Below are 19,220 nucleotides of genomic sequence, written 5' to 3'. Positions count from 1 at the left end.
CCCGCCACCCCATCCTTCCCACATTCCGAGAACTGCCATGACCGCTCGACTGCTGCAGAGCCTGCCCGACGCGGGCGCCCCCGCTCAACTCTTCATCCTGCTGCACGGCGTGGGTGCCTCGGCCGATGATCTGGTGCCGCTGGCCAAGGTGCTGCGGCAGTCGTTCCCGCAGGCGGCGCTGCTGCTGCCGGACGGCTTCGAGCCTTTCGACGCGGCGCCCACTGCGGCGGGCCGGCAGTGGTTTTCCATCGCCGGGGTGACCGAGGAGAACCGCGCCGCGCGGGTGCAGGCGGTCGTGCCGGGGCTGATCGACTGGGTGCGCGGCCACCAGGCGCGGCTCGGTGTCGGCGCCGCCGCCACCGCGCTGGTCGGCTTCTCGCAGGGCAGCATCGTCTCGCTCGAAGCGGCGACGGCCGCGCCGGACCTGGTCGGGCGGGTGCTCGCCTTCTCCGGCCGCTTCGCGCAACTGCCCGCGTCCGCGCCCGAGCGCACCACCTTCCATTTCTTCCACGGCGGTCAGGATCCAGTCATCCCGGCGCAACTATCGACGGCTGCATTCGAGCATGTGGCGGGGCTGGACGGCGGTGACGCCACACTCGACATCGCCGACGAGGTGGGCCACGAACTGCATCCGGCGCTGCTGGAGCGGGCCATCTTCCGCCTGACCCACCATGTGCCGCCCCGGCTCTGGCGCGAGGCGCTGAGCCAGGCTGGCGCGCCCACCGGATCTGCGTGAGCGTGTCGACCCGGGACGAACTGCGCGTCAATCCGCACTGAATTTCGGAGATTGCGCAAGCGGGACAAACGCGACAGTGCGGGCTCTGCCCTCCACTTTTTCCGCCCGCCCATGCCGCTGCCCCCCCAGTCCGACCGCGATGGCACGCCCCAGCAAGGCCACGCCCTGCTGGCCGAAGGCCCGCGCATGATGGTCACCGAGGTGGTGCCCGTATGGCAGCGCCATGTCGAGGCGTCCCGGATCGCGGTGGAAAGTGGCGTCGGCGATCTGCTCGAATCGTTTGCACGCCTGTGCGATGGCGTGATGGCGGCCAGCCGGCGCGGCCCCGTCGTGTCGGGCCAGGGCCAGGGCCAGCTCCCCGAGCGTTCTGCTGCAAGCGAAGCCCACCGGGAGCAGGTGCTGGCGCAGCTGCTGGCGGCCGTCGACATCACCCACCAGCGCCGCGAACAGCTGCTGGCCCAGCTCGCCGAATCGCTGGTGCAGCTCGACGCGATCGAGGCCGATCTGCGTGGTGCCCTGCCGGAACACGCCCCGCCCCTGCAACGCCTGGACGACACCCGCTCGGCATTGGCCCTGCTGTCGCAGCAGGTGGCCGCGGACACGCGCAGCGACCATGCCCGGCAGGACCGGGCCCTCGCCCAGGCACGCCAGTCACTGGCCGAGCTGGGCGTGGAGCAGGTCGACCCTGACATCGCGGCCTGTGCGCTGCAGTCGCTGAGCGTGCGCATCGAGAAGGATCTGGAGCGGGTGCTGCTGGGCATGCAGTTCCAGGACCGGCTCGACCAGACCCTCACCAATGTCGCCCGCGACATGCAGCGTTTCACCGAGTGGATGCGCCGCAACGAACACGCCAGCCACGCCGACGCCATGCGCTGGCTGGCCGAACTCGAACGCTCCTACACGATGCAGGAGCAGCACACGCGCCACTGCGGTCTGCCTGAAGGACCGACCCAGGCTGGCAGCGTCGAGTTTTTCTGAACACGACCGAGGCCTTGCCCATGACCACGCCCCACACCCTGCCGCCTGGCAAGACCATCCTGGTGATCGACGATTCGAGCAGTTTCCGCACGGTCGTCAAGCTGGCGCTGCAGAAGGCCGGCTACTCGGTGGTGGAAGCCGTGGACGGCGAAGACGCCGTCGCCAGGCTGGACACCCACCCGCCGGCGCTGATCGTCTGTGACGTCAACATGCCGCGCATGGACGGATTGAGCTTTGCCCGCCACGTCAAGACCACCGCCCACCACCGCTTCACCCCCATCATCATGCTGACCACCGAGTCGCAGGAGGCGAAGAAGGCCGAAGGACGCGCGGCCGGCGTGCGGGCCTGGATCACCAAGCCGTTCCAGCCCTCGCAGCTGGTGGACGCGGTGGCGCGGCTGTGCCCGTGATCGACGGCGACCTGACCATTCGCCACGCCGCCAGGCGTCAGGCGCAGCTGCTCGACTGGCTGGCACTCGCCGGCCCGGACGACACGCTGGATGTGTCGCAGGTCGGCGCCTGCGACACCTCGGGGCTGCAGCTGCTGCTGGCACTGCGCCGCAGCCGCATCGAGCAGGGCCGCGGCCTGCGGTTGCGTCAACCTTCAGCGGCGATGTCCGAGGTGCTGCAGCGCAGCGGTCTGGGCGATCTGCTGCGCTAGACGCCCCCCTGACGACCCGAACGGTTTCAGTCTGCCGCAGGCGTGCTGCCTGGCAGTGGCCCGATCGGCAGCACCACATCGCCGCACTGCGCCCGGTGCCGCAGCACATGGTCCATCACCACCAGCGCCAGCATCGCCTCGGCGATCGGCGTGGCCCGGATGCCGACGCAGGGGTCGTGGCGGCCGAAGGTCTCCACCGTGGTCGGCTCGCCAGCCCGGTTGACCGAGTCGCGCGGGGTGCGGATCGAGCTGGTCGGCTTGATGGCGATCGACACCACGAGATCCTGCCCGGTCGACAGGCCACCGAGCACGCCGCCGGCGTTGTTGCTGCGAAAACCCGCGGGGGTCATCTCGTCACCGTGCTCGGTGCCACGCTGGGCCACCGACGCGAAACCGGCACCGATCTCGACGCCCTTGACCGCATTGATGCCCATCATGGCGTAGGCCACGTCCGCATCAAGCTTGTCGAACAGCGGATCGCCCAGCCCGACCGGCATGCCGCGTGCGACGACCTGGATGCGCGCGCCGCAGGAGTCGCCCGCACGGCGCAGCTCGTCCATGTAGGTCTCCAGCGCCTCGATCTGCGAGATGCCGGGGGCGAAGAAGGGGTTCTGCGGGATCTGCGCCTCGTCCTCGAAGGGGATCTCGATCGGGCCGAGCTGGCTCATCCAGCCGAGGAAGGTCGTGCCGTGCTGCGCCTGCAGCCATTTCTTGGCCACCGCACCGGCCGCCACCATCGGCGCCGTCAGCCGTGCCGACGACCGCCCGCCGCCACGCGGATCACGCAGGCCGTACTTGCGCCAGTAGGTGTAGTCGGCGTGGCCCGGACGGAAGGTGTCGAGGATGTTGCCGTAGTCCTTGCTGCGCTGGTCGGTGTTGCGGATCAGCAGGGCGATCGGCGTGCCGGTGGTCAGCCCCTCGTAGACGCCGGAGAGGATCTCGACCTGGTCGGGCTCGTTGCGCTGGGTGACGTGGCGGCTAGTGCCGGGACGGCGGCGGTCCAGGTCGGGCTGGATGTCGGCCTCGGACAGCGCCAGTCCAGGCGGGCAGCCGTCGATGACGCAGCCGATGGCCGGGCCGTGGCTTTCGCCGAAATTGGTGACGCGAAACAGGAGGCCGAAGGTGCTGCCGGACATGGTGCGAGGGGGTGCGATGGGGGGATGACAGCTCCCGCGAGGGGAACGAAGCGAACGAGACGAACGGCTGGATTGTAGGCGGCGGTCTGCGCTGCGAACTACGCCCCCTATCCCCCGCTGCTTCAGCCATTGCACGCGCTGCAGCCCGTGAGAATTCAAGCAAATCGCACATCAAGGACCAAGATGAGCACGACCCTTCAGCACCAGACCCCCTCCCGCACCGCGGCCAGCGCCAGCAATGCCCCCACGCAACGCCCCGGAGCGGCTGGCCAGATGGCCGCCGACACCAGCCACCTGCGAGGCGAGTACCTGACATTCCGCCTGGGACAGGAGGAATACGGCATCGACATCCTCAAGGTCCAGGAAATCCGCTCCTACGAGGCGCCGACCCGCATCGCCAACGCAGCGTCCTGCTTCAAGGGCGTGGTGAACCTGCGCGGCGTGATCGTGCCGATCGTCGACCTGCGCATCAAGTTCGGCTGCGAGAGCGCCGAGTACAACGGCTTCACGGTGGTGATCGTGCTGAACATCCGCGGGCGGGTGGTCGGTGCCGTGGTGGACTCGGTGTCCGATGTGCTGGAGCTGCCCGGCGAAGCCGTGCGCCCCGCTCCGGACATGGACACCCGGCAGGACACCAGCTTCATCACCGGCATCGCCAGTCTGCAGGACCGGATGCTGATCCTGCTCGACATCGAACGCCTCATGGGCAGCGCCGACCTGGGCCTGAGTTCCTCGGTGTCCGACATGTGAGCCTGCCCCACCGATTCCAGCCGCGGGTCCGCCAGTGACCCGTTTCAGGCACGCGCCCTTAAGGGTTGCGTGCCTTTTTTGTGGCATGGTGCAAATCAAACATTTTGTTACTTCGCACCCTACGGGAGGCGCAAGGAACCAACGGAGGAATCGCACCATGGAACACCACTTTCGGCAGATGTCCATCCGCGCTCGGCTTGCCTTCGGCACCATGCTACCGCTGGCGCTGGCCACTGGGGCGCTGATGCTGGCCTGGGCGGCAATCGGTGAGGGCCCTGCGGCGAGCAAGAGCTTCGCGCTGCTGTCAGGCGCCTTGATGTGCCTGGCGATCGGCAGCGGATGCGTCTTGCACCACATCAATGCCCGCAGCGTGCTCCGGCCACTGGACAAGGCACGCCAGCTGACACAGGCACTGGTCCGCGGTCAGTACGGCGAACGTGTGCGCATCGACCGGCTGGACGAGGCAGGGCGCCTGCTGGTGGCGCTGGAGGAGCTGGGCGACTATCTGGCCGTGGTGCTGCCGGAAGAGTCGACCCGCAGCGCCAGCCCGTCCCAGCCTTCGCGCAACGTCCCCCGGGACTCGCTGGAGCGCATCGCCGAGCAACTTCGCCAGAGCGGCGAAGCCTTCGCTGCCCATGCCGAACTGCAGACCACGGGCAGCGCACCAGCACAGCCCCGTGCCGGCACGCACCTGCGTCTGGTGGTCCGTCAGGCCTGATCGCGCACCGGGTCGGTGGCCGTCGGCTCGGTCGCATCGGCTGGCCAGTCGCGGATGTAGGCCTTGAGCATGCGGTTCTCGAAGTCCTGGCTGTCGACCACGGCCTTGGCCACGTCGTAGAACGAGATCACGCCCATCAGCATGCGCGCGCTCATCACGGGCATGTAGCGCGCATGCCGCTCCAGCATCATGCGGCGCACTTCGTCGATCTCGGTCCCGGGGGTGCAGGTCAGCGGATGGTCGTCCATCACGCCACGCACCAGCATCTTGCCCACCACGCCGCCATTGCGCACGATGGCCTGGATCACTTCGCGGAAGGTCAGCATCCCGGCCAGATCGCCATGCTCCATCACGACCAGCGAACCGATGTCGTTCTCGGCCATCGCCGTGATCGCTTCGGCCAGCGGGTGGTCCGGGGTGACGGTGAAGAGCGTGTTGCCCTTCACGCGCAGGATGTCGCTGACTTTCATGGTGACCTCTTGATCTTGAATCTGGATGCTGCAGGGAAAACTGGAACCTGGAATGCCGCAACGGATGCAGGCATGACAGGAGTTGTTGCGTCAATATAGCCCACAATGCGCGCAAAAATCACCCTGAGGAGCCCCTGATGGCCGGATACGCCGCCCCCGGATTCGACACGCTTGCCCTGCATGCCGGCAGTGCCCCCGACCCGGCCACCGGTGCGCGGGCGGTCCCGCTGCACCTGAGCACCTCCTTCGTCTTCGAATCGGCCGAACACGCCGCCTCGCTGTTCAACCTGGAGCGACCGGGCCACGTCTACAGCCGCCTCTCCAACCCGACCACGGCGGTGCTGGAGGAGCGCATCGCCGCGCTGGACGGTGGTGTCGGCGCGCTGGCCACCGCCAGCGGGCAGGCGGCGCTGGTGCTGGCCATTACCACCTTGGCTGGCGCGGGGGACCACATCGTCGCCAGCAGCGCGCTCTATGGCGGCTCGCACAACCTGCTGCACTACACCCTGCCGCGGCTGGGCATCCAGACCACCTTCGTGCGGCCGGGTGACCACGACGCCTGGCGCGCAGCGATCCGGCCCGAGACGAAGCTGCTCTTCGGCGAAACGCTGGGCAACCCGGGGCTGGATGTGCTGGACATTCCCACGCTGGCCCAGCTCGGCCGCGACCACGGCCTGCCGCTGCTGGTGGACGCCACGCTGGCCACGCCCTGGCTGCAGCGCCCGATCGCGCTGGGCGCGGCGCTGGTGCTGCATTCGGCGACCAAGTTTCTCTGCGGCCACGGCACGGTCGTCGGCGGGCTGCTGGTCGATGGCGGCAACGTTGACTGGGACGCCGCGCATGCTCAGCACGGCCGCGCCGCGACGCTGTGCACCCCCTACGACGGCTTCCACGGCATGGTGTTCACCGAGGAAAGCTCCGTCGGCGCCTTCGGGCTGCGCGCCCGGCGCGAGGGGCTGCGCGATCTGGGTGCTTGCATGAGCCCGCACACCGCCTGGCTGATCCTGCAGGGCATCGAGACACTGCCGCTGCGCATGGCGCGCCATGTCGAGAACACCCGGCAGATCGTCGAGTTCCTGGCCACCCAGCCGATGGTGGGCACCATCCGCCACCCCTCGCGCCCCGACCATCCCGACCACGCCCTGGCCAGTCGCTTGCTGCCGCGTGGCTGCGGCGCGGTGTTCAGCTTCGATCTGCAAGGCTCGCGCCGACAGGGGCAGGCCTTCATCGAGGCGCTGGAGCTGTTCTCGCATCTGGCCAATGTGGGCGATGCCCGCTCGCTGGTGATCCACCCGGCCTCGACCACCCATTTCCGCATGGACGACGCGGCGCTTGCGGCCGCTGGCATCGGCCCAGGCACGGTGCGGCTATCGATCGGCCTGGAAGATCCCGCCGACCTCATCGACGACCTCCAGCGTGCGCTCAAGGCCGCACAGAAAGCCGCGTGACGCCATGACCACGCCACTGACCATGACCCCGCACGCGCCGCTGTACGCCTACACCGGCGGTCGGCCCTTCGACCCTGCCCTGCCCTGCATCGTCTTCGTGCATGGCGCCCTGAACGACCACAGCGTCTGGACCCTGGCCGCACGCTGGTTCGCGCACCACGGCCACGGCGTGCTGGCCATCGACTTGCCCGGACACGGCCGCAGCGCCGGCCCGGTGCTGCCGGACGTCGAGTCGATGGCCGACGCCGTGCTGGCGCTGCTGGCCAAACACCAGGTGCAGCGCGCCGCACTGGTCGGCCACAGCATGGGTTCGCTGATCGCGCTGGAAGCCGCCAGCCGCGCCACACCCGGCGCCATCAGCCACCTCGTCATGGTGGGCACGGCCTACCCGATGCGCGTCTCCCCGGCCCTGCTGGAGCTGGCGGCCCGGACACCGCTGGCGGCCATCGACCAGGTGGTGACCTTCTCGCACGCCTCGATGGGGGCCAAGCCCTCGTACCCCGGTCCGGGCGCCTGGCTGCATGGCGCCAGTCAGGCGCTGATGCGCCAGGTGCTGGCGCGCGGCGAGGGGATCGCCGGCATCGAGCACAACCTGTTCCACCACGATTTCAGCGCCTGTGACCGCTACGCCCATGGTCTGGGGGCGGCGGCGCAGCTGCGTGCCGCCTCCAGCACACGCTGCAGCCTGGTGCTGGGTGGCCGGGACCGCATGACCGTGCCGCGGCAGGCCCTAGCCATGGCGCAGGCGCTGCAAGCCGAGGTGCACACGCTGCCGAAGGCCGGCCATGCGCTGATGCAGGAAGACCCGGACGGGCTGCTCGCCGCCCTGCGCCGCGCGCTGGCCTGATCAGTGCGCCGGGGCCGACTGCGCCTGCTTCATCCGGCGGCGCAAGGCAACGGCAGAGGTGTCCGCCGCATGCGCATGCGCATGTGCGTCGAGGCGGAAGATGCGCACGGCCTCGGACACCATCTCCGCCTGCGTGCCGACCGAGTGGGCCGCGCCCGTCAGCTCCTGCACCAGCGTGGCGTTCTGCTGGGTCAGTGTTTCCATGTTGGCCACAGCCTCGTTGATCTGCGAGATGCCCACCAGCTGCTCGGCGGCGCCTGAGCCGATGCCGCCCACCAGCTGGCTCATCTGGCGCACGGCGGCGAGGGTCTCGTCCATCGTGGTGCAGGCCAGATCGGTCTGGGCCGTACCGGTCTCGACCTTGGCGGCGGCTTCCTCGATCAGCTGCTTGATCTCCTGCGCGGCGACCGAGGTGCGCTTGGCCAGCTGGCGCACTTCGCCCGCGACCACGGCGAATCCGCGCCCTTGCTCTCCGGCACGCGCCGCTTCCACCGCCGCGTTCAAGGCCAGCAGATTGGTCTGCAGGGCGATGCCGTCGATGACCTGCACGATCTCCTGGATGCGCTGCGAGGACTGGCGGATCGTCTGCATCGTGTCGGTGACACGGTGGACGGCCGCCGTGCTGCGCGAGGTGATCTCGGCTGCCTGCAGGGCCATACCGGCCACACCGTGCGCACTGTCGGCACTCTGGCGGACGGTGCCGGTGATCTGGGTCATGGAAGCGGAGGTCTCGACCAGGCTGGACGCCTGGGATTCCGTGCGCCCGGCGAGGTCCAGATTGCCGCGGGCCAGTTCGCTCGCCGTGCCGCGCAAGGCCTCCACACCCGCCCGCGTGTCGCCGACGATGGCCAGCAGATTGACGGACAGCTGGTTCAGCGCGCGCTCCAGCTGTCCGGCCAGCCCGGCCTGGTCGGCGGGCAGGCGGTGGCGCAGATCTCCCGCGGCCATGCGGTTGGCGAACTGCAGCAGCCGCGCCATCGGCTCCAGGCTGCTGCTGCGGATGCGCCAGGTGGCCCAGGCGGCCGACCCGGCGAGCAAGGTGGCAGCGGCCAGTCCGCCCGCCAGCCCGGAGTCGCCCGACAGCCCCTGTCCGGCACCAGCCCCGACCACCGCACAGCCCAGGCAGAGCAGGAACAGCCGCTTCGACGGCGACACCGCCAGCCGGCGCTGGACACGCGCCCAGGCGGTGTTGCGCTCGACGCGGCCGCTCTGCAGGCGGTGCAACAGCGCGCCGCCGGCTTCCTGTTCAGCGCGCATGGTCGCGTAGAGCTGCTCGGCAGCCTCGATCTGCGCGCGGCTGGCCTCGGTGCGGACCGACATGTAGCCGATGGGCTGATCCCCGTCGAGCAGCGGCGTGACATTGGCCATGACCCAGTAATGGTCGCCATTCTTGCGGCGGTTCTTCACCAGCCCGGACCACGGCGCCCCTGCGGCGATCGTCTCCCACATGTCCCGGAAGGCTTCCTCGGGCATGTCGGGGTGCCGGATCAGGTTGTGGGGCTGCCCCAGCAGTTCCTCGCGCACGAACCCGCTGACTTCGATGAATGCGGGATTGCAGTAAAGCAGACGGCCCTGCAGATCCGTGGTCGAGACCAGCGCCCGTCCGCTCGGGAACGGATATTCGGACTGGGTGACAGGCAAGTTGACGCGCATTCGATACCCCCCGGTACTGCACTTCGGTGAATTCCGCCAGACGACGGACAAGCGAGAGGGTAGAGGGCCACGGGCGCGCCGAACTGCGCAATACCGCCGGGGATACGCCGCTGTTCGGAAGCAGTTCCAGCGGTTTCAGGCGCCAGGGGCGGCGCGAAGGTCGAGCGCATCGGCCAGCCGCATCTGCGAAAGACCGGTGTTCTGCCAGAAAGGCTCGTCCTCGCTCCGCACCGACAACAGCAGCGCCTGCACCAGCGGCGCCACAGGTGTATGCGCCGGGTCGACCAGCAGCACATGGCGCGCCAGTCCCGGCTCCTGCAGCACGCCAACCCAGTCCAGCCGCTGCAGCTGCGCCAGCACCGGCTCGACCTGCAGGGGATCGAGCCGCAGCCGCTCGCACAGCTCGACCACCGCGACGCCCCGTGCCGGCCCCTGTCGGGCTTGCGCCAGCTCGCGCAGCAGCGTGAGGGCGAACAGGAAACGCCAGCCCGGCGTGACCGCCTGGCGCACCACGCGCATCTGCAGGCTGGGTGCGTAGGCCGCGATCACGGCCCCCAGCAGCACGATCACCCAGCCCAGATAGATCCAGCTCAGCAGGATCGGCACCGTGGCAAAGGCGCCATAGATCGTCGTGTAGGTCGGCGCCAGCCCGAGGTACCAGGCCAGACCCCGCTTGGCCATCTCGAACCCGATCGCCACGAACACCCCGCCCAGCGCGGCATGGCTCCAGCGCACCTGAGTGTTGGGCACGAACTTGAACAGCGCGGACACGCCAAACGCCATCAGCCCCAGCTCGACCAGCCCGAGCAGCAGCGACACGCCCCCCGGCAAGGCCTCGTTCAGATCGCTGGAGACCGACACCGCGTACGAGGTGGTCAGCGACAGGCTCACGCCGAGCACCAAGGGCGCCAGCGTCGCCGTGGCCCAGTACACCAGCACCCGCTGGGCAAGCGACCGGGTCTGGCGGACACGCCAGATGGCGTTCAGCGAGCGGTCGATGGTCAGCAGCAGCGCGATCGCGGTGAGCACCAGCACGACCAGCCCCACGGCGCCCACCTGGCTGGCCTTGCTGGCAAAGAGCGTGAGCTGCTTGAACACGGGCCGGGCGATGGCGTCGGGCACCAGGTTCTGCAGGAAATACACCTCCAGCGCCTTGCGGAAACTCGCGAACATCGGAAACGCCGTGAACAGTGCGAAGGTGACCGTCAACAGCGGCACCAGGGAGACCATGGTGGTGAAGGTGAGGCTGCCAGCCGTGACGCCGAGCCGGTCTTCCCGGAAGCGCTGGCGCAGGGTGCGCAGGGTGTCGAGCCAGGGCCAGGCCTGAAAGGCCGCCCATCGACTGCTGAATAGGTGCATGTGGCTATCATGCCAAAGCTGAAACGATTGCCCCGAGATGACCGAAGCCCACGCCACCACCGTCCCCACCCCCGCCGTGCAACGCAGCCGCTGGCTCGCCTTCGGCTCCTGTCTGGCGCTGGCGGTGCTGGGCCTGCTCTGGGAGCTGCACCTGGCGCCGACGGGCTCCGGTTCGCTGGCGATCAAGGTCATCCCCCTGCTGCTGGCGCTGCCGGGCCTGTGGCGCATGAAGCTCTACACCTACCGCTGGATGAGTCTGGCCGTGTGGCTCTACGCCGCCGAAGGTGCTGTGCGCGTCAACAGCGCGCCCGGACCGGAGGTGACGCTGGCCGCCATCGAGCTGGTGCTGTCGGTGCTGTTGTTCTCGGCGTGCGCCTGGCATGTCCGGGCTCGGCTGGCTGCAGGCCGGCAGGCGACGGCCATCACCAGCGCGGCTTGAGCGCATCCGCTGTCCTGGCCCAGGTTTCCCATCCCATTCCAATCCCGTCTAGATCACCATGAACCCTGTCGCCGACCACGCCCCAGTGCTGGCAGACCTGCGCGCCGCCATCGGCGCCAGCCACGTGCTGCAGGACGGTGACCTCAGCGCCTACGAGCGCGACTGGCGCAAGCGCTGGCACGGCAAGGCCCTGGCCGTGGTGCGCCCCGGCAGCACGGCCGAAGTCGCCGCGGTGATGCGCGTGTGTGCCCGCCACGGGGTCGCCGTGGTGCCACAAGGCGGCAACACCAGTCTGGTGGGAGGCTCGGTGCCGGACGGCTCCGGCACACAAGTGCTGCTCAGTCTGGGCCGGCTGAACCGGGTGCGGGCCATTGACGTGGCCAACCTGACGATGACGGCGGAGGCCGGTTGCGTGCTGCAGGCGGCGCAGCACGCCGCCGAGGAAGCCGGTCTGCTGCTGCCCTTGAGCCTGGCGGCGGAAGGCAGCTGCACCCTCGGCGGCAACCTGGCGACCAATGCAGGTGGCACGCAGGTGCTGCGCTTCGGCAATGCGCGCGAACTCTGCCTCGGGCTGGAGGTGGTGACGCCGGACGGCGAGATCTGGGAAGGCCTGAGCGGGCTGCGCAAGGACAACACCGGCTATGACCTGCGCCACCTCTACATCGGCAGCGAAGGCACGCTCGGCGTCATCACCGCCGCCGTGATGCGCCTGTATCCGCAGCCCGCGGCGTCGATGACCGCGCTGGCCGCCTGCGCATCGGTCACGCAGTGCGTGGCGCTGCTGCAACTGGCGCAGACCCGCGCCGCGGCGTCGCTGACCGGTTTCGAAGTGATGGGGGCATGCGCACTGTCGCTGGTGCGCAAGCATTTTCCGCAGATCCCCCAGCCCTTGCCGCCGTCACCGTGGACCGTGCTGCTGGAAGTGTCTGACGCGGAAAGCACGGAGCACGCCCGCACGGTCTTCGAAGGTCTGCTGGAAGCCGCACTGGAGGCTGGCCTCCTCACGGACGCGGTGGTCGCGAACTCGGTGGCCCAGTCTCGTGCGATGTGGCACCTGCGCGAATCGATCTCGATGGCCCAGGCCGAAGAAGGCCTGAACATCAAGCACGACATCGCCCTGCCCGTCTCCCGGATTCCCGCCTTCGTGGCCAGCACCGATGCCGCGCTGGAGCGGGCATTCCCGGGTGCTCGGCTGGTGAACTTCGGTCACCTGGGGGACGGGAATCTGCACTACAACGTGCAGGTGCCGCCGGGCGGCTCGGCCGCCGACTTCCTCAGGGAACACGAACACGCGGTCAACACACTGGTCTACGACGCGGTGCAGGCCCATGGCGGGTCGATCTCCGCCGAGCATGGCATCGGTGCGCTGAAGCGGGAGGAGCTGGCACAGCGCAAGTCACCCGTGGCACTGGGACTGATGCGCGCCATCAAGCAAGCACTCGATCCGGCACGGCGCATGAACCCTGGCCGCCTGCTCGATGCCGACGCGCCGGCACGGCCTACTGCAGCGGCCCCTTGAGTGCGTCGGGAATCGGCAGCCGCAACACCTCGATCCCCTCGTCGCGCAAGGACTCGGCCTCGGCCGGGCTGGCCTCGTCGCGGATGTTGCGCGGCTCGGCCTCGCCGTAGTGCATGCGCCGGACCTCCTCCACGAATGCCGGACCGACATCCTCCGTGCTGGCGAGGACATGGCGCATGGCCTGCAGCAGGACGGCCTCGGCTTGCGCGCGCTCCGGCGTCAGCCGGACGGGTGGCCGGGCAGACGGCGGCCGCTGCGCACCGGCCGGTGCTGCCGTCGGTGCAGTGGAAACGGGGGATGGTCCTGCAGGGGCTTTGGCGCCCGACAGGTTCAGGCGCGGCGCGGACGGCAAGCGTGCCACCTCGGCATGGCCACACAGCGGGCAGACCAGCAGCCCGCGGGCCTGCTGCGACAGGTAATCGTCTTCAGAGCCGAACCACCCTTCGAAGGCATGGCCGACCGCACACTGCAGGTTGAGTACTTTCATGGCCGACCGATTATCGGTCGCAGCCCCAGGCTTCCGCAGGTTTCCAGGTCAAAGCCCAACGGCCTGCACGCCATTGCTGCAGCCAGAGCAAGGCGATCATGGTCTTGGCATCGGTGACGGAACCGTCGGCCACCCAGCCCGCCAGCTCGTCCTCGGAAGCCGCGAACACATCGAGGAACTCGCCAGCGTCCAGCTGGCGTGTACCCGCCACCAGACCACGCGCGAACCAGACCTCGATGCGCTCGCTGGAGTAGGCAATCGCGTTGTGCAGCTCGCCGGCGTAGGCCCACTCCACCGCACGGAACCCGGTCTCTTCGAACAGCTCCCGCACACCGCAGACGATGCCCGGCTCGCCAGACTCAAGCTTTCCAGCAGGAAACTCCAGATAGGCGCGGTGTGTCGGATAGCGGTATTGCCGCTCCATCACCAACCGGCCGTCGTCCAGCACAGGCACCACCATCACCGCACCGGGATGGACGATGTACTCGCGGTACGAGACGCTGCCATCGGGCAGGGACACATCGTCCTGGCGAACCTGAAGGAAACGGCCCCGGTAGGCCTCGCGCGACTGCACACACACCTCGCGCAGATGCGCATCGTCGGAGGGCAACTGGTGGAGTTCGGGCAGGGCCATGGCGGCGGGATGGCTGGACGGCTGAAACGGGTGGGAACGGGGCTGGATGCGCTCAGTGCCGGCGGCGCAGATAGCGCCACACGAACCCCGGAAAAGCCAGCGTCAGCATGACACAGCCCACCACCGCATAGAACTGCCAGCCCTGGTCCGCGATCTGGCTGTTGCGGCCTTCCAGCCAGCGCCCGACACCGATGGTCAGCGCGGTGTACAGCAGCAACTCCAGCAGGCGCACGGCAAAGCCCTTGTGCGCCCGGGCCGGACCGACGGCGAAGACCCGTTCATTGAAGAAGGGCAGATTGGCCAGTACCACTGCGCACAGCAGCACCAGCCAGACCGATGCAGACGAGGACATCAGGTACCCAGCGCCTTGACGATGGCCTGCGCGCACATGGCCATCAGACCGCCGGGCAGGATACCCAGCACCAGCACCGCTGCACCATTGAGCGACAGCACCGTGCGGGCGCCGGTCGGGGTGACGATCGGCGAGGTGTCGGTCGGCTCGTCGAAGTACATCACCTTGACGATGCGCAGGTAATAGAAGGCGCCGATCAGCGACATCACCACGGCGAAGATCGCCAGGTACAGATGCAGCGAGTCATTGGTCGAGATCAGCGCCTGCAACACCGCCAGCTTGGCGTAGAAACCCACCATCGGCGGCACACCGGCCAGCGAGAACATGAAGATGCCCATCACGGCGGCCAGCACCGGGCTGCGGCGGTGCAGACCCGCCAGGTCGGTGATGTTCTCCGCTTCATGTCCGGCACGGGCCATCAGCATGATCAGACCGAAGGTGCCCAGCGTCGTCACCACATAGGTGATGACGTAGAACATCGCCGAACTGTAGGCGTTGGCAGCCGACAGCGTGTTGCCGTTGACCACGCCCGCCAGCAGGCCGAGCAGCAGGAAGCCCATCTGCGCGATGGTCGAGTACGCCAGCATGCGCTTGAGGTTGGTCTGCGCGATGGCGGCCAGGTTGCCGACCAGCAGCGAACACACCGCCAGCACGATGAACATCTGCTGCCAGTCCACGGCCAGACCGAGCATGCCATCGACGAGCAAGCGGATGGTCATGCCGAAGGCAGCGATCTTCGGAGCGCCCGCGATCAGCAAGGTGGCCGCGGTGGGCGCACCCTGGTACACGTCCGGCAGCCACATGTGGAAGGGCACGGCCCCCAGCTTGAACGCCAGTCCCGAGACGATGAACACCAGACCGAACACCAGCACCTGGCGGTTGACTTCACCCTTGCCGATGGCTTCGAAGATCCGTCCCAGGTCGAGCGAGCCGGTCGCGCCGTACATCATGGACATGCCGTAGAGCAGGAAACCCGAGGCCAGCGCACCCAGCACGAAGTACTTCATCGCGGCTTCGGTCGACTGCGCATGGTCCCGGCGCAGCGCCACCAGCGAGTACAGCGACAGGCTCATCACCTCCAGGCCGAGGTACAGCGTCAGCAGGTTGTTGCCCGACACCATGATCGAGATGCCGAGCAGCGAGAACAGGCTGAGCGAATACAGCTCGCCCTTGAGCATCTCGCGGCTCTCGGCGTAGGGGCGGGCATAGACCAGCGTCACAGCCACCGCGATGGTCGCGAACAGGGCCAGCAGATGCCCCATCGGGTCGGTGACCACCATGCGGTTCATCGCATAGTAGGTCTGGCCCTCGTGGAAGGACACCCAGTGCATGCCCGCCAGCGCAACCAGCGTCAGCAGGGTGAGCACATGCGTGGGCGTGCGCTTCGGGTCGGTCACGAACAGGTCGGCCAGCGCAACGACGCAGGCCATCACCAGCAGGAAGATCTCGGGATACACCGCGAGCCAATTCATTGCAGTCATGGGGTGCAGCGCTCCAGGATCACAGTTTCGACACGCCGACGTGGCGGATCAGCTCCGTCACCGACACGTGCATCACATCGGTGAAGGGCTTCGGATAGAGGCCCATCGCCAGCGTGCAGACCGCCAGCACAGCCAGCAGCATGAACTCGCGGGGATTGATGTCGCTCAATTCGCGCACATGCTCATTGGCGACTTCGCCGAAGTAGACGCGCTTGACCATCCAGAGCGTGTAGGCCGCACCGAAGATCAGCGCCGTCGCGGCCAGCAGACCGATCCAGAAGTTGTACTGGACAGCCCCCAGGATCACCATCCACTCGCCGATGAAGCCAGCCGTGCCGGGCAAGCCCGCATTGGCCATGCCGAAGAACACGGCGAAGGCGGCGAACTTGGGCATGGTGTTGGCCACGCCACCGTAGGAGGCGATTTCACGCGAGTGCACACGGTCGTAGAGGACACCGATCGACAGGAACATCGCGCCCGAGACAAAACCGTGCGAGATCATCTGCACCAGACCGCCCGAGATGCCCAGTTCGCTGAAGAAGAAGAAGCCCAGCGTGACGAAGCCCATGTGCGCGATGGACGAATACGCCACCAGCTTCTTCATGTCGGTCTGCACCATCGCGACCAGACCGATGTAGATCACCGCGACCAGCGACAGCGTGATCAGCAGGCCCGACCACTCATGCGAGGCGTCCGGCGCGATCGGCAGCGAGAAGCGCAGGAAGCCATAGGCACCAAGCTTCAGCATGATCGCCGCCAGCACGATGGAGCCCCCCGTGGGCGCCTCGACGTGGGCATCCGGCAGCCAGGTGTGGACCGGCCACATCGGCACCTTCACCGCAAACGCAGCGAGGAAGGCGAAGAACAGCATCGTCTGCGCACCGATCGGCAGCGGCAGCTTGTGCCAGGTCTGGATGTCGAAACTGCCACCCGACTTGTAGTACAGAAAGATGAGCGCGAGCAGCAGCAGCAGCGAGCCGGCCAGCGTGTACAGGAAGAACTTGATCGCGGCGTAGACGCGGCGCGGTCCGCCCCAGATGCCGATGATGATGTACATCGGGATCAGGGTCGCTTCGAAGAACACGTAGAACAGCATGCCGTCGGCGGCCGAGAACACGCCGACCGTCAGGCCGGACATGATCAGGAAGGCACCGATGTACTGGTGGGCACGGTCGGTGATGACTTCCCAGCCGGCCAGCACGACGATGATCGAGATGAAGGCCGTCAGCAGGACGAACCACACCGAGATGCCATCGACGCCCAGGTGGTAGCGGATGTTGAACCGCGGAATCCAGGCGAAGTTTTCCTGGAACTGCAGCGCAGCGGTGGTGGTGTCGAAGCCGGTGATCAGCGGCAGCGTCACCGCGAAGCCGATCAGCGCACCGATCAGCCCGATCCATCGGGCTGCCTGGGGCTGGTCATCCCGTCCGATGGCCAGCAGCAGCACGCCGAAGGCAATCGGAATCCAGATCGCAAGAGAGAGGTAAGCCATGTTGTCGTCCCTCCGCTCAGCGGTACTGCCACACGAACCACGACATCAGCGCGAAGACGCCGACGAGCATGACCAGTGCGTAGTGGTAGATGTAGCCGGTCTGGAACAGCCGCACGAGCGACCCGATCCAGCCCACCAGACGTGCAGAGCCATTGACAGCCAGACCGTCAATGATCGTCACGTCGCCGATCTTCCACAGACCGCGGCCCAGCAGGCGAGCGCCTGCCGCGAAGATGTTCTCGTTGATCCAGTCCATGTAGTACTTGTTTTCCATCACGGTCACCAGCGGTGCCAGCGCACGGCCGAAGAAGGCCGGGACCGCCGGAACCAGCATGTAGAACACGTAGGCGGTGACCACGCCTGCGACCGCCAGCCACAGCGGCAGCGTCTGCAGCGAGTGCATGGCCATGGCGGCAGCACCGTGGAAGTGCTCGCCAAGCTGGGCCATCGCCGGATGGCGCGCGGCATCGACGAAGATCGCGTCTTTCAGGAAATCACCGAACAGCAGCGGCTGGATCGTCAGGTAGCCGATCACGACCGAGGGAATCGCCAGCAGCAGCAGCGGCACGGTCACGACCCAGGGAGACTCGTGCGGCGTGTGCGCATGGGCATGGCCGTGGTCGTCTTCGTCGTGGTGGTCATGCTCGCCCGGGAAGGGCTTGTGGTGGAAATGCTCCTTGCCGTGGAAGACCAGGAAATACATCCGGAACGAGTAGAAGGCGGTCACGAAGACACCCACCACCGCCGCCGTCAGGGCGATCGGTGCAGCCGACAGGTTGCTGGCGCCCAGGGCCAGGATGATCGAGTCCTTCGAGTAGAAACCCGAGAAGAACGGCGTGCCGATCAGCGCGAGCGAGCCCAGCAGCGACGTGATCCAGGTGATCGGCATGTACTTGCGCAGGCCGCCCATGTTGCGGATGTCCTGGTCATGGTGCATGCCCATGATGACCGAGCCGGCACCCAGGAACAGCAGCGCCTTGAAGAACGCGTGCGTCATCAGGTGGAACACCGCGACCGAGTAGGCCGACGCACCGAGCGCGATCGTCATGTAACCCAGCTGCGACAGCGTCGAGTAGGCGACCACCCGCTTGATGTCGTTCTGGATGATGCCCAGGAAGCCCATGAACAGCGCCGTGATGGAGCCGATGATCAGGATGAAGTTCAGCGCGGTGTCCGACAGCTCGAACAGCGGCGACATGCGCGCCACCATGAAGATGCCCGCGGTCACCATCGTCGCCGCGTGGATCAGCGCCGAGATCGGGGTCGGGCCTTCCATCGAGTCCGGCAGCCAGACGTGCAGCGGGAACTGCGCCGACTTGCCCATCGCGCCGATGAACAGACAGATGCAGATCACGGTGATCAGCATCCAGTCGCCGCCCCAGGTGTCATACGGGAAGACGATCTTCGAGAGTTCGTCCGCCTTGGCGAAGGTTTCGGTGTAGCTCAGCGTGCCAGCGTAGGCGGCGATCAGGCCAATGCCCAGGATGAAGCCGAAGTCACCGACCCGGTTGACCAGGAACGCCTTCATGTTGGCGAACACCGCCGTCGGCTTCTTGAACCAGAAACCGATCAGCAGGTAGGACACCAGACCCACCGCTTCCCAGCCGAAGAACAGTTGCAGGAAGTTGTTGCTCATGACGAGCATCAGCATCGAGAACGTGAACAGCGAGATGTAGGAGAAGAAGCGGTTGTAGCCGGGATCCTCTTCCATGTAGCCGATGGTGTAGAGGTGGACCATCAGCGACACGAAGGTGACGACGCACATCATCATCGCGGTCAGGCCGTCGACCATGAAGCCGACTTCCATCTTCAGTCCGCCGAGCACCATCCATTCATAGAGGGTCTCGTTGAAGCGGGCGCCGTCCAGGGCAACCGCCTTGAGCGTGATGACCGACAGGATGAAGGCGATCAGCACGCCCAGGATGGTGGCGACATGCGAACCTGTCCGTCCGATGGACTTGCCGAAGAAACCCGCCAGCACGGCGCCTGCGAGGGGCGCGAGCGGCACGGCCAACAGCATCGATTGCGAGAGCTGAGACATTTTCTGTTGTTCCCCTTGG

General features: G+C 67.4%; 20 protein-coding genes. 10 read left to right on the top strand and 10 right to left on the bottom strand.

The window, feature by feature from the left end; all coding sequences use genetic code 11:
- The first annotated feature begins 37 nt into the window (after window positions 1–37).
- The 4 genes from ypfH (at window position 38) to U5O44_RS19160 (ending at window position 2,375) form a co-directional block, all read left to right on the top strand.
- Window positions 38–736, top strand: coding sequence for an esterase (gene ypfH / locus U5O44_RS19175; protein ID WP_322589997.1), 699 nt, complete (start codon window positions 38–40; stop codon window positions 734–736).
- Window positions 737–847: 111 nt separating this feature from the next.
- Window positions 848–1,714 (top strand): HlyD family secretion protein, encoded by an 867-nt coding sequence (locus tag U5O44_RS19170; RefSeq protein WP_322589996.1) that lies wholly within the window; start codon window positions 848–850, stop codon window positions 1,712–1,714.
- Window positions 1,715–1,734: 20 nt separating this feature from the next.
- The gene (locus U5O44_RS19165) at window positions 1,735–2,124 is read left to right on the top strand and encodes a response regulator (RefSeq protein WP_322589995.1); all 390 of its coding nucleotides are present in this window, start codon (window positions 1,735–1,737) and stop codon (window positions 2,122–2,124) included.
- Window positions 2,115–2,375 carry an STAS domain-containing protein gene (locus U5O44_RS19160; protein ID WP_322589994.1) on the top strand — a complete coding sequence of 87 codons (261 nt, stop codon included), beginning with the start codon at window positions 2,115–2,117 and terminating at the stop codon, window positions 2,373–2,375. Before U5O44_RS19165 ends, U5O44_RS19160 begins: the two co-directional genes overlap by 10 nt.
- Window positions 2,376–2,401: 26 nt before the next feature.
- Here U5O44_RS19160 and aroC read toward each other — a convergent pair whose 3' ends face one another.
- On the bottom strand, window positions 2,402–3,511 hold the full coding sequence (gene aroC, locus U5O44_RS19155) for a chorismate synthase (RefSeq protein WP_322589993.1): 1,110 nt from the start codon (window positions 3,509–3,511) through the stop codon (window positions 2,402–2,404).
- A gap of 273 nt (window positions 3,512–3,784) precedes the next feature.
- On the opposite strand from aroC, the gene U5O44_RS19150 reads away from it, so the two are divergent.
- Both U5O44_RS19150 and U5O44_RS19145 read left to right on the top strand, forming a co-directional pair.
- Entirely contained in the window at window positions 3,785–4,261 is a 477-nt protein-coding gene (locus U5O44_RS19150) for a chemotaxis protein CheW (RefSeq protein ID WP_322590532.1), read from the top strand.
- A 157-nt stretch (window positions 4,262–4,418) separates the two neighbouring features.
- A complete protein-coding gene (locus U5O44_RS19145; RefSeq protein WP_322589992.1) occupies window positions 4,419–4,979 on the top strand; it encodes a HAMP domain-containing protein in 561 nt (186 codons plus the stop codon).
- On the opposite strand, the gene U5O44_RS19140 is transcribed toward U5O44_RS19145, so the two are convergent.
- Window positions 4,970–5,449 carry a CBS domain-containing protein gene (locus U5O44_RS19140; protein ID WP_322589991.1) on the bottom strand — a complete coding sequence of 160 codons (480 nt, stop codon included), beginning with the start codon at window positions 5,447–5,449 and terminating at the stop codon, window positions 4,970–4,972. The genes U5O44_RS19145 and U5O44_RS19140 overlap by 10 nt on opposite strands.
- A gap of 137 nt (window positions 5,450–5,586) precedes the next feature.
- On the opposite strand from U5O44_RS19140, the gene U5O44_RS19135 reads away from it, so the two are divergent.
- Window positions 5,587–6,897, top strand: coding sequence for an O-acetylhomoserine aminocarboxypropyltransferase (locus U5O44_RS19135; RefSeq protein WP_322589990.1), 1,311 nt, complete (start codon window positions 5,587–5,589; stop codon window positions 6,895–6,897).
- A gap of 4 nt (window positions 6,898–6,901) precedes the next feature.
- Window positions 6,902–7,744: an alpha/beta fold hydrolase gene (locus U5O44_RS19130; RefSeq protein ID WP_322589989.1), complete on the top strand. Its 843-nt coding sequence runs from the start codon at window positions 6,902–6,904 to the stop codon at window positions 7,742–7,744.
- Here the strand turns inward: U5O44_RS19130 and U5O44_RS19125 are convergent, their stop codons facing one another.
- Window positions 7,745–9,385, bottom strand: coding sequence for a methyl-accepting chemotaxis protein (locus tag U5O44_RS19125; RefSeq protein WP_322589988.1), 1,641 nt, complete (start codon window positions 9,383–9,385; stop codon window positions 7,745–7,747).
- Window positions 9,386–9,532: 147 nt separating this feature from the next.
- A complete protein-coding gene (locus U5O44_RS19120) occupies window positions 9,533–10,756 on the bottom strand; it encodes a YihY family inner membrane protein (RefSeq protein WP_322589987.1) in 1,224 nt (407 codons plus the stop codon).
- Between the two features lie 37 nt (window positions 10,757–10,793).
- On the opposite strand from U5O44_RS19120, the gene U5O44_RS19115 reads away from it, so the two are divergent.
- Both U5O44_RS19115 and U5O44_RS19110 read left to right on the top strand, forming a co-directional pair.
- Window positions 10,794–11,195 carry a DUF2069 domain-containing protein gene (locus tag U5O44_RS19115; RefSeq protein ID WP_322589986.1) on the top strand — a complete coding sequence of 134 codons (402 nt, stop codon included), beginning with the start codon at window positions 10,794–10,796 and terminating at the stop codon, window positions 11,193–11,195.
- Window positions 11,196–11,253: 58 nt separating this feature from the next.
- The gene (locus U5O44_RS19110; RefSeq protein ID WP_322589985.1) at window positions 11,254–12,714 is read left to right on the top strand and encodes an FAD-binding oxidoreductase; all 1,461 of its coding nucleotides are present in this window, start codon (window positions 11,254–11,256) and stop codon (window positions 12,712–12,714) included.
- On the opposite strand, the gene U5O44_RS19105 is transcribed toward U5O44_RS19110, so the two are convergent.
- The 6 genes from U5O44_RS19105 to nuoL are packed head-to-tail and all read right to left on the bottom strand — an operon-like array spanning window position 12,695 to window position 19,201.
- Window positions 12,695–13,201: a DUF1178 family protein gene (locus U5O44_RS19105; RefSeq protein ID WP_322589984.1), complete on the bottom strand. Its 507-nt coding sequence runs from the start codon at window positions 13,199–13,201 to the stop codon at window positions 12,695–12,697. The genes U5O44_RS19110 and U5O44_RS19105 overlap by 20 nt on opposite strands.
- Window positions 13,202–13,211: 10 nt before the next feature.
- On the bottom strand, window positions 13,212–13,835 hold the full coding sequence (locus U5O44_RS19100; RefSeq protein WP_322589983.1) for an NUDIX hydrolase: 624 nt from the start codon (window positions 13,833–13,835) through the stop codon (window positions 13,212–13,214).
- A 52-nt stretch (window positions 13,836–13,887) separates the two neighbouring features.
- On the bottom strand, window positions 13,888–14,187 hold the full coding sequence (locus tag U5O44_RS19095) for a DUF2818 family protein (protein ID WP_322589982.1): 300 nt from the start codon (window positions 14,185–14,187) through the stop codon (window positions 13,888–13,890).
- The gene (gene nuoN / locus U5O44_RS19090; RefSeq protein ID WP_322589981.1) at window positions 14,187–15,668 is read right to left on the bottom strand and encodes an NADH-quinone oxidoreductase subunit NuoN; all 1,482 of its coding nucleotides are present in this window, start codon (window positions 15,666–15,668) and stop codon (window positions 14,187–14,189) included. The genes U5O44_RS19095 and nuoN overlap by 1 nt, the downstream gene beginning before the upstream one ends.
- Before the next feature lie 19 nt (window positions 15,669–15,687).
- Window positions 15,688–17,160, bottom strand: a complete 1,473-nt coding sequence (locus U5O44_RS19085) for an NADH-quinone oxidoreductase subunit M (RefSeq protein WP_322589980.1) — start codon at window positions 17,158–17,160, stop codon at window positions 15,688–15,690.
- A 16-nt stretch (window positions 17,161–17,176) separates the two neighbouring features.
- Entirely contained in the window at window positions 17,177–19,201 is a 2,025-nt protein-coding gene (gene nuoL, locus U5O44_RS19080; RefSeq protein ID WP_322589979.1) for an NADH-quinone oxidoreductase subunit L, read from the bottom strand.
- Window positions 19,202–19,220 lie beyond the last annotated feature (19 nt).

Source organism: Sphaerotilus sp., assembly GCF_034519685.1.
In the GTDB taxonomy this organism is placed as follows: Bacteria; Pseudomonadota; Gammaproteobacteria; order Burkholderiales; family Burkholderiaceae_C; genus Sphaerotilus.
The sequence above is the reverse complement of the archived record's forward strand: the minus strand, read 5'-3'. Positions and strand labels throughout refer to the sequence as shown.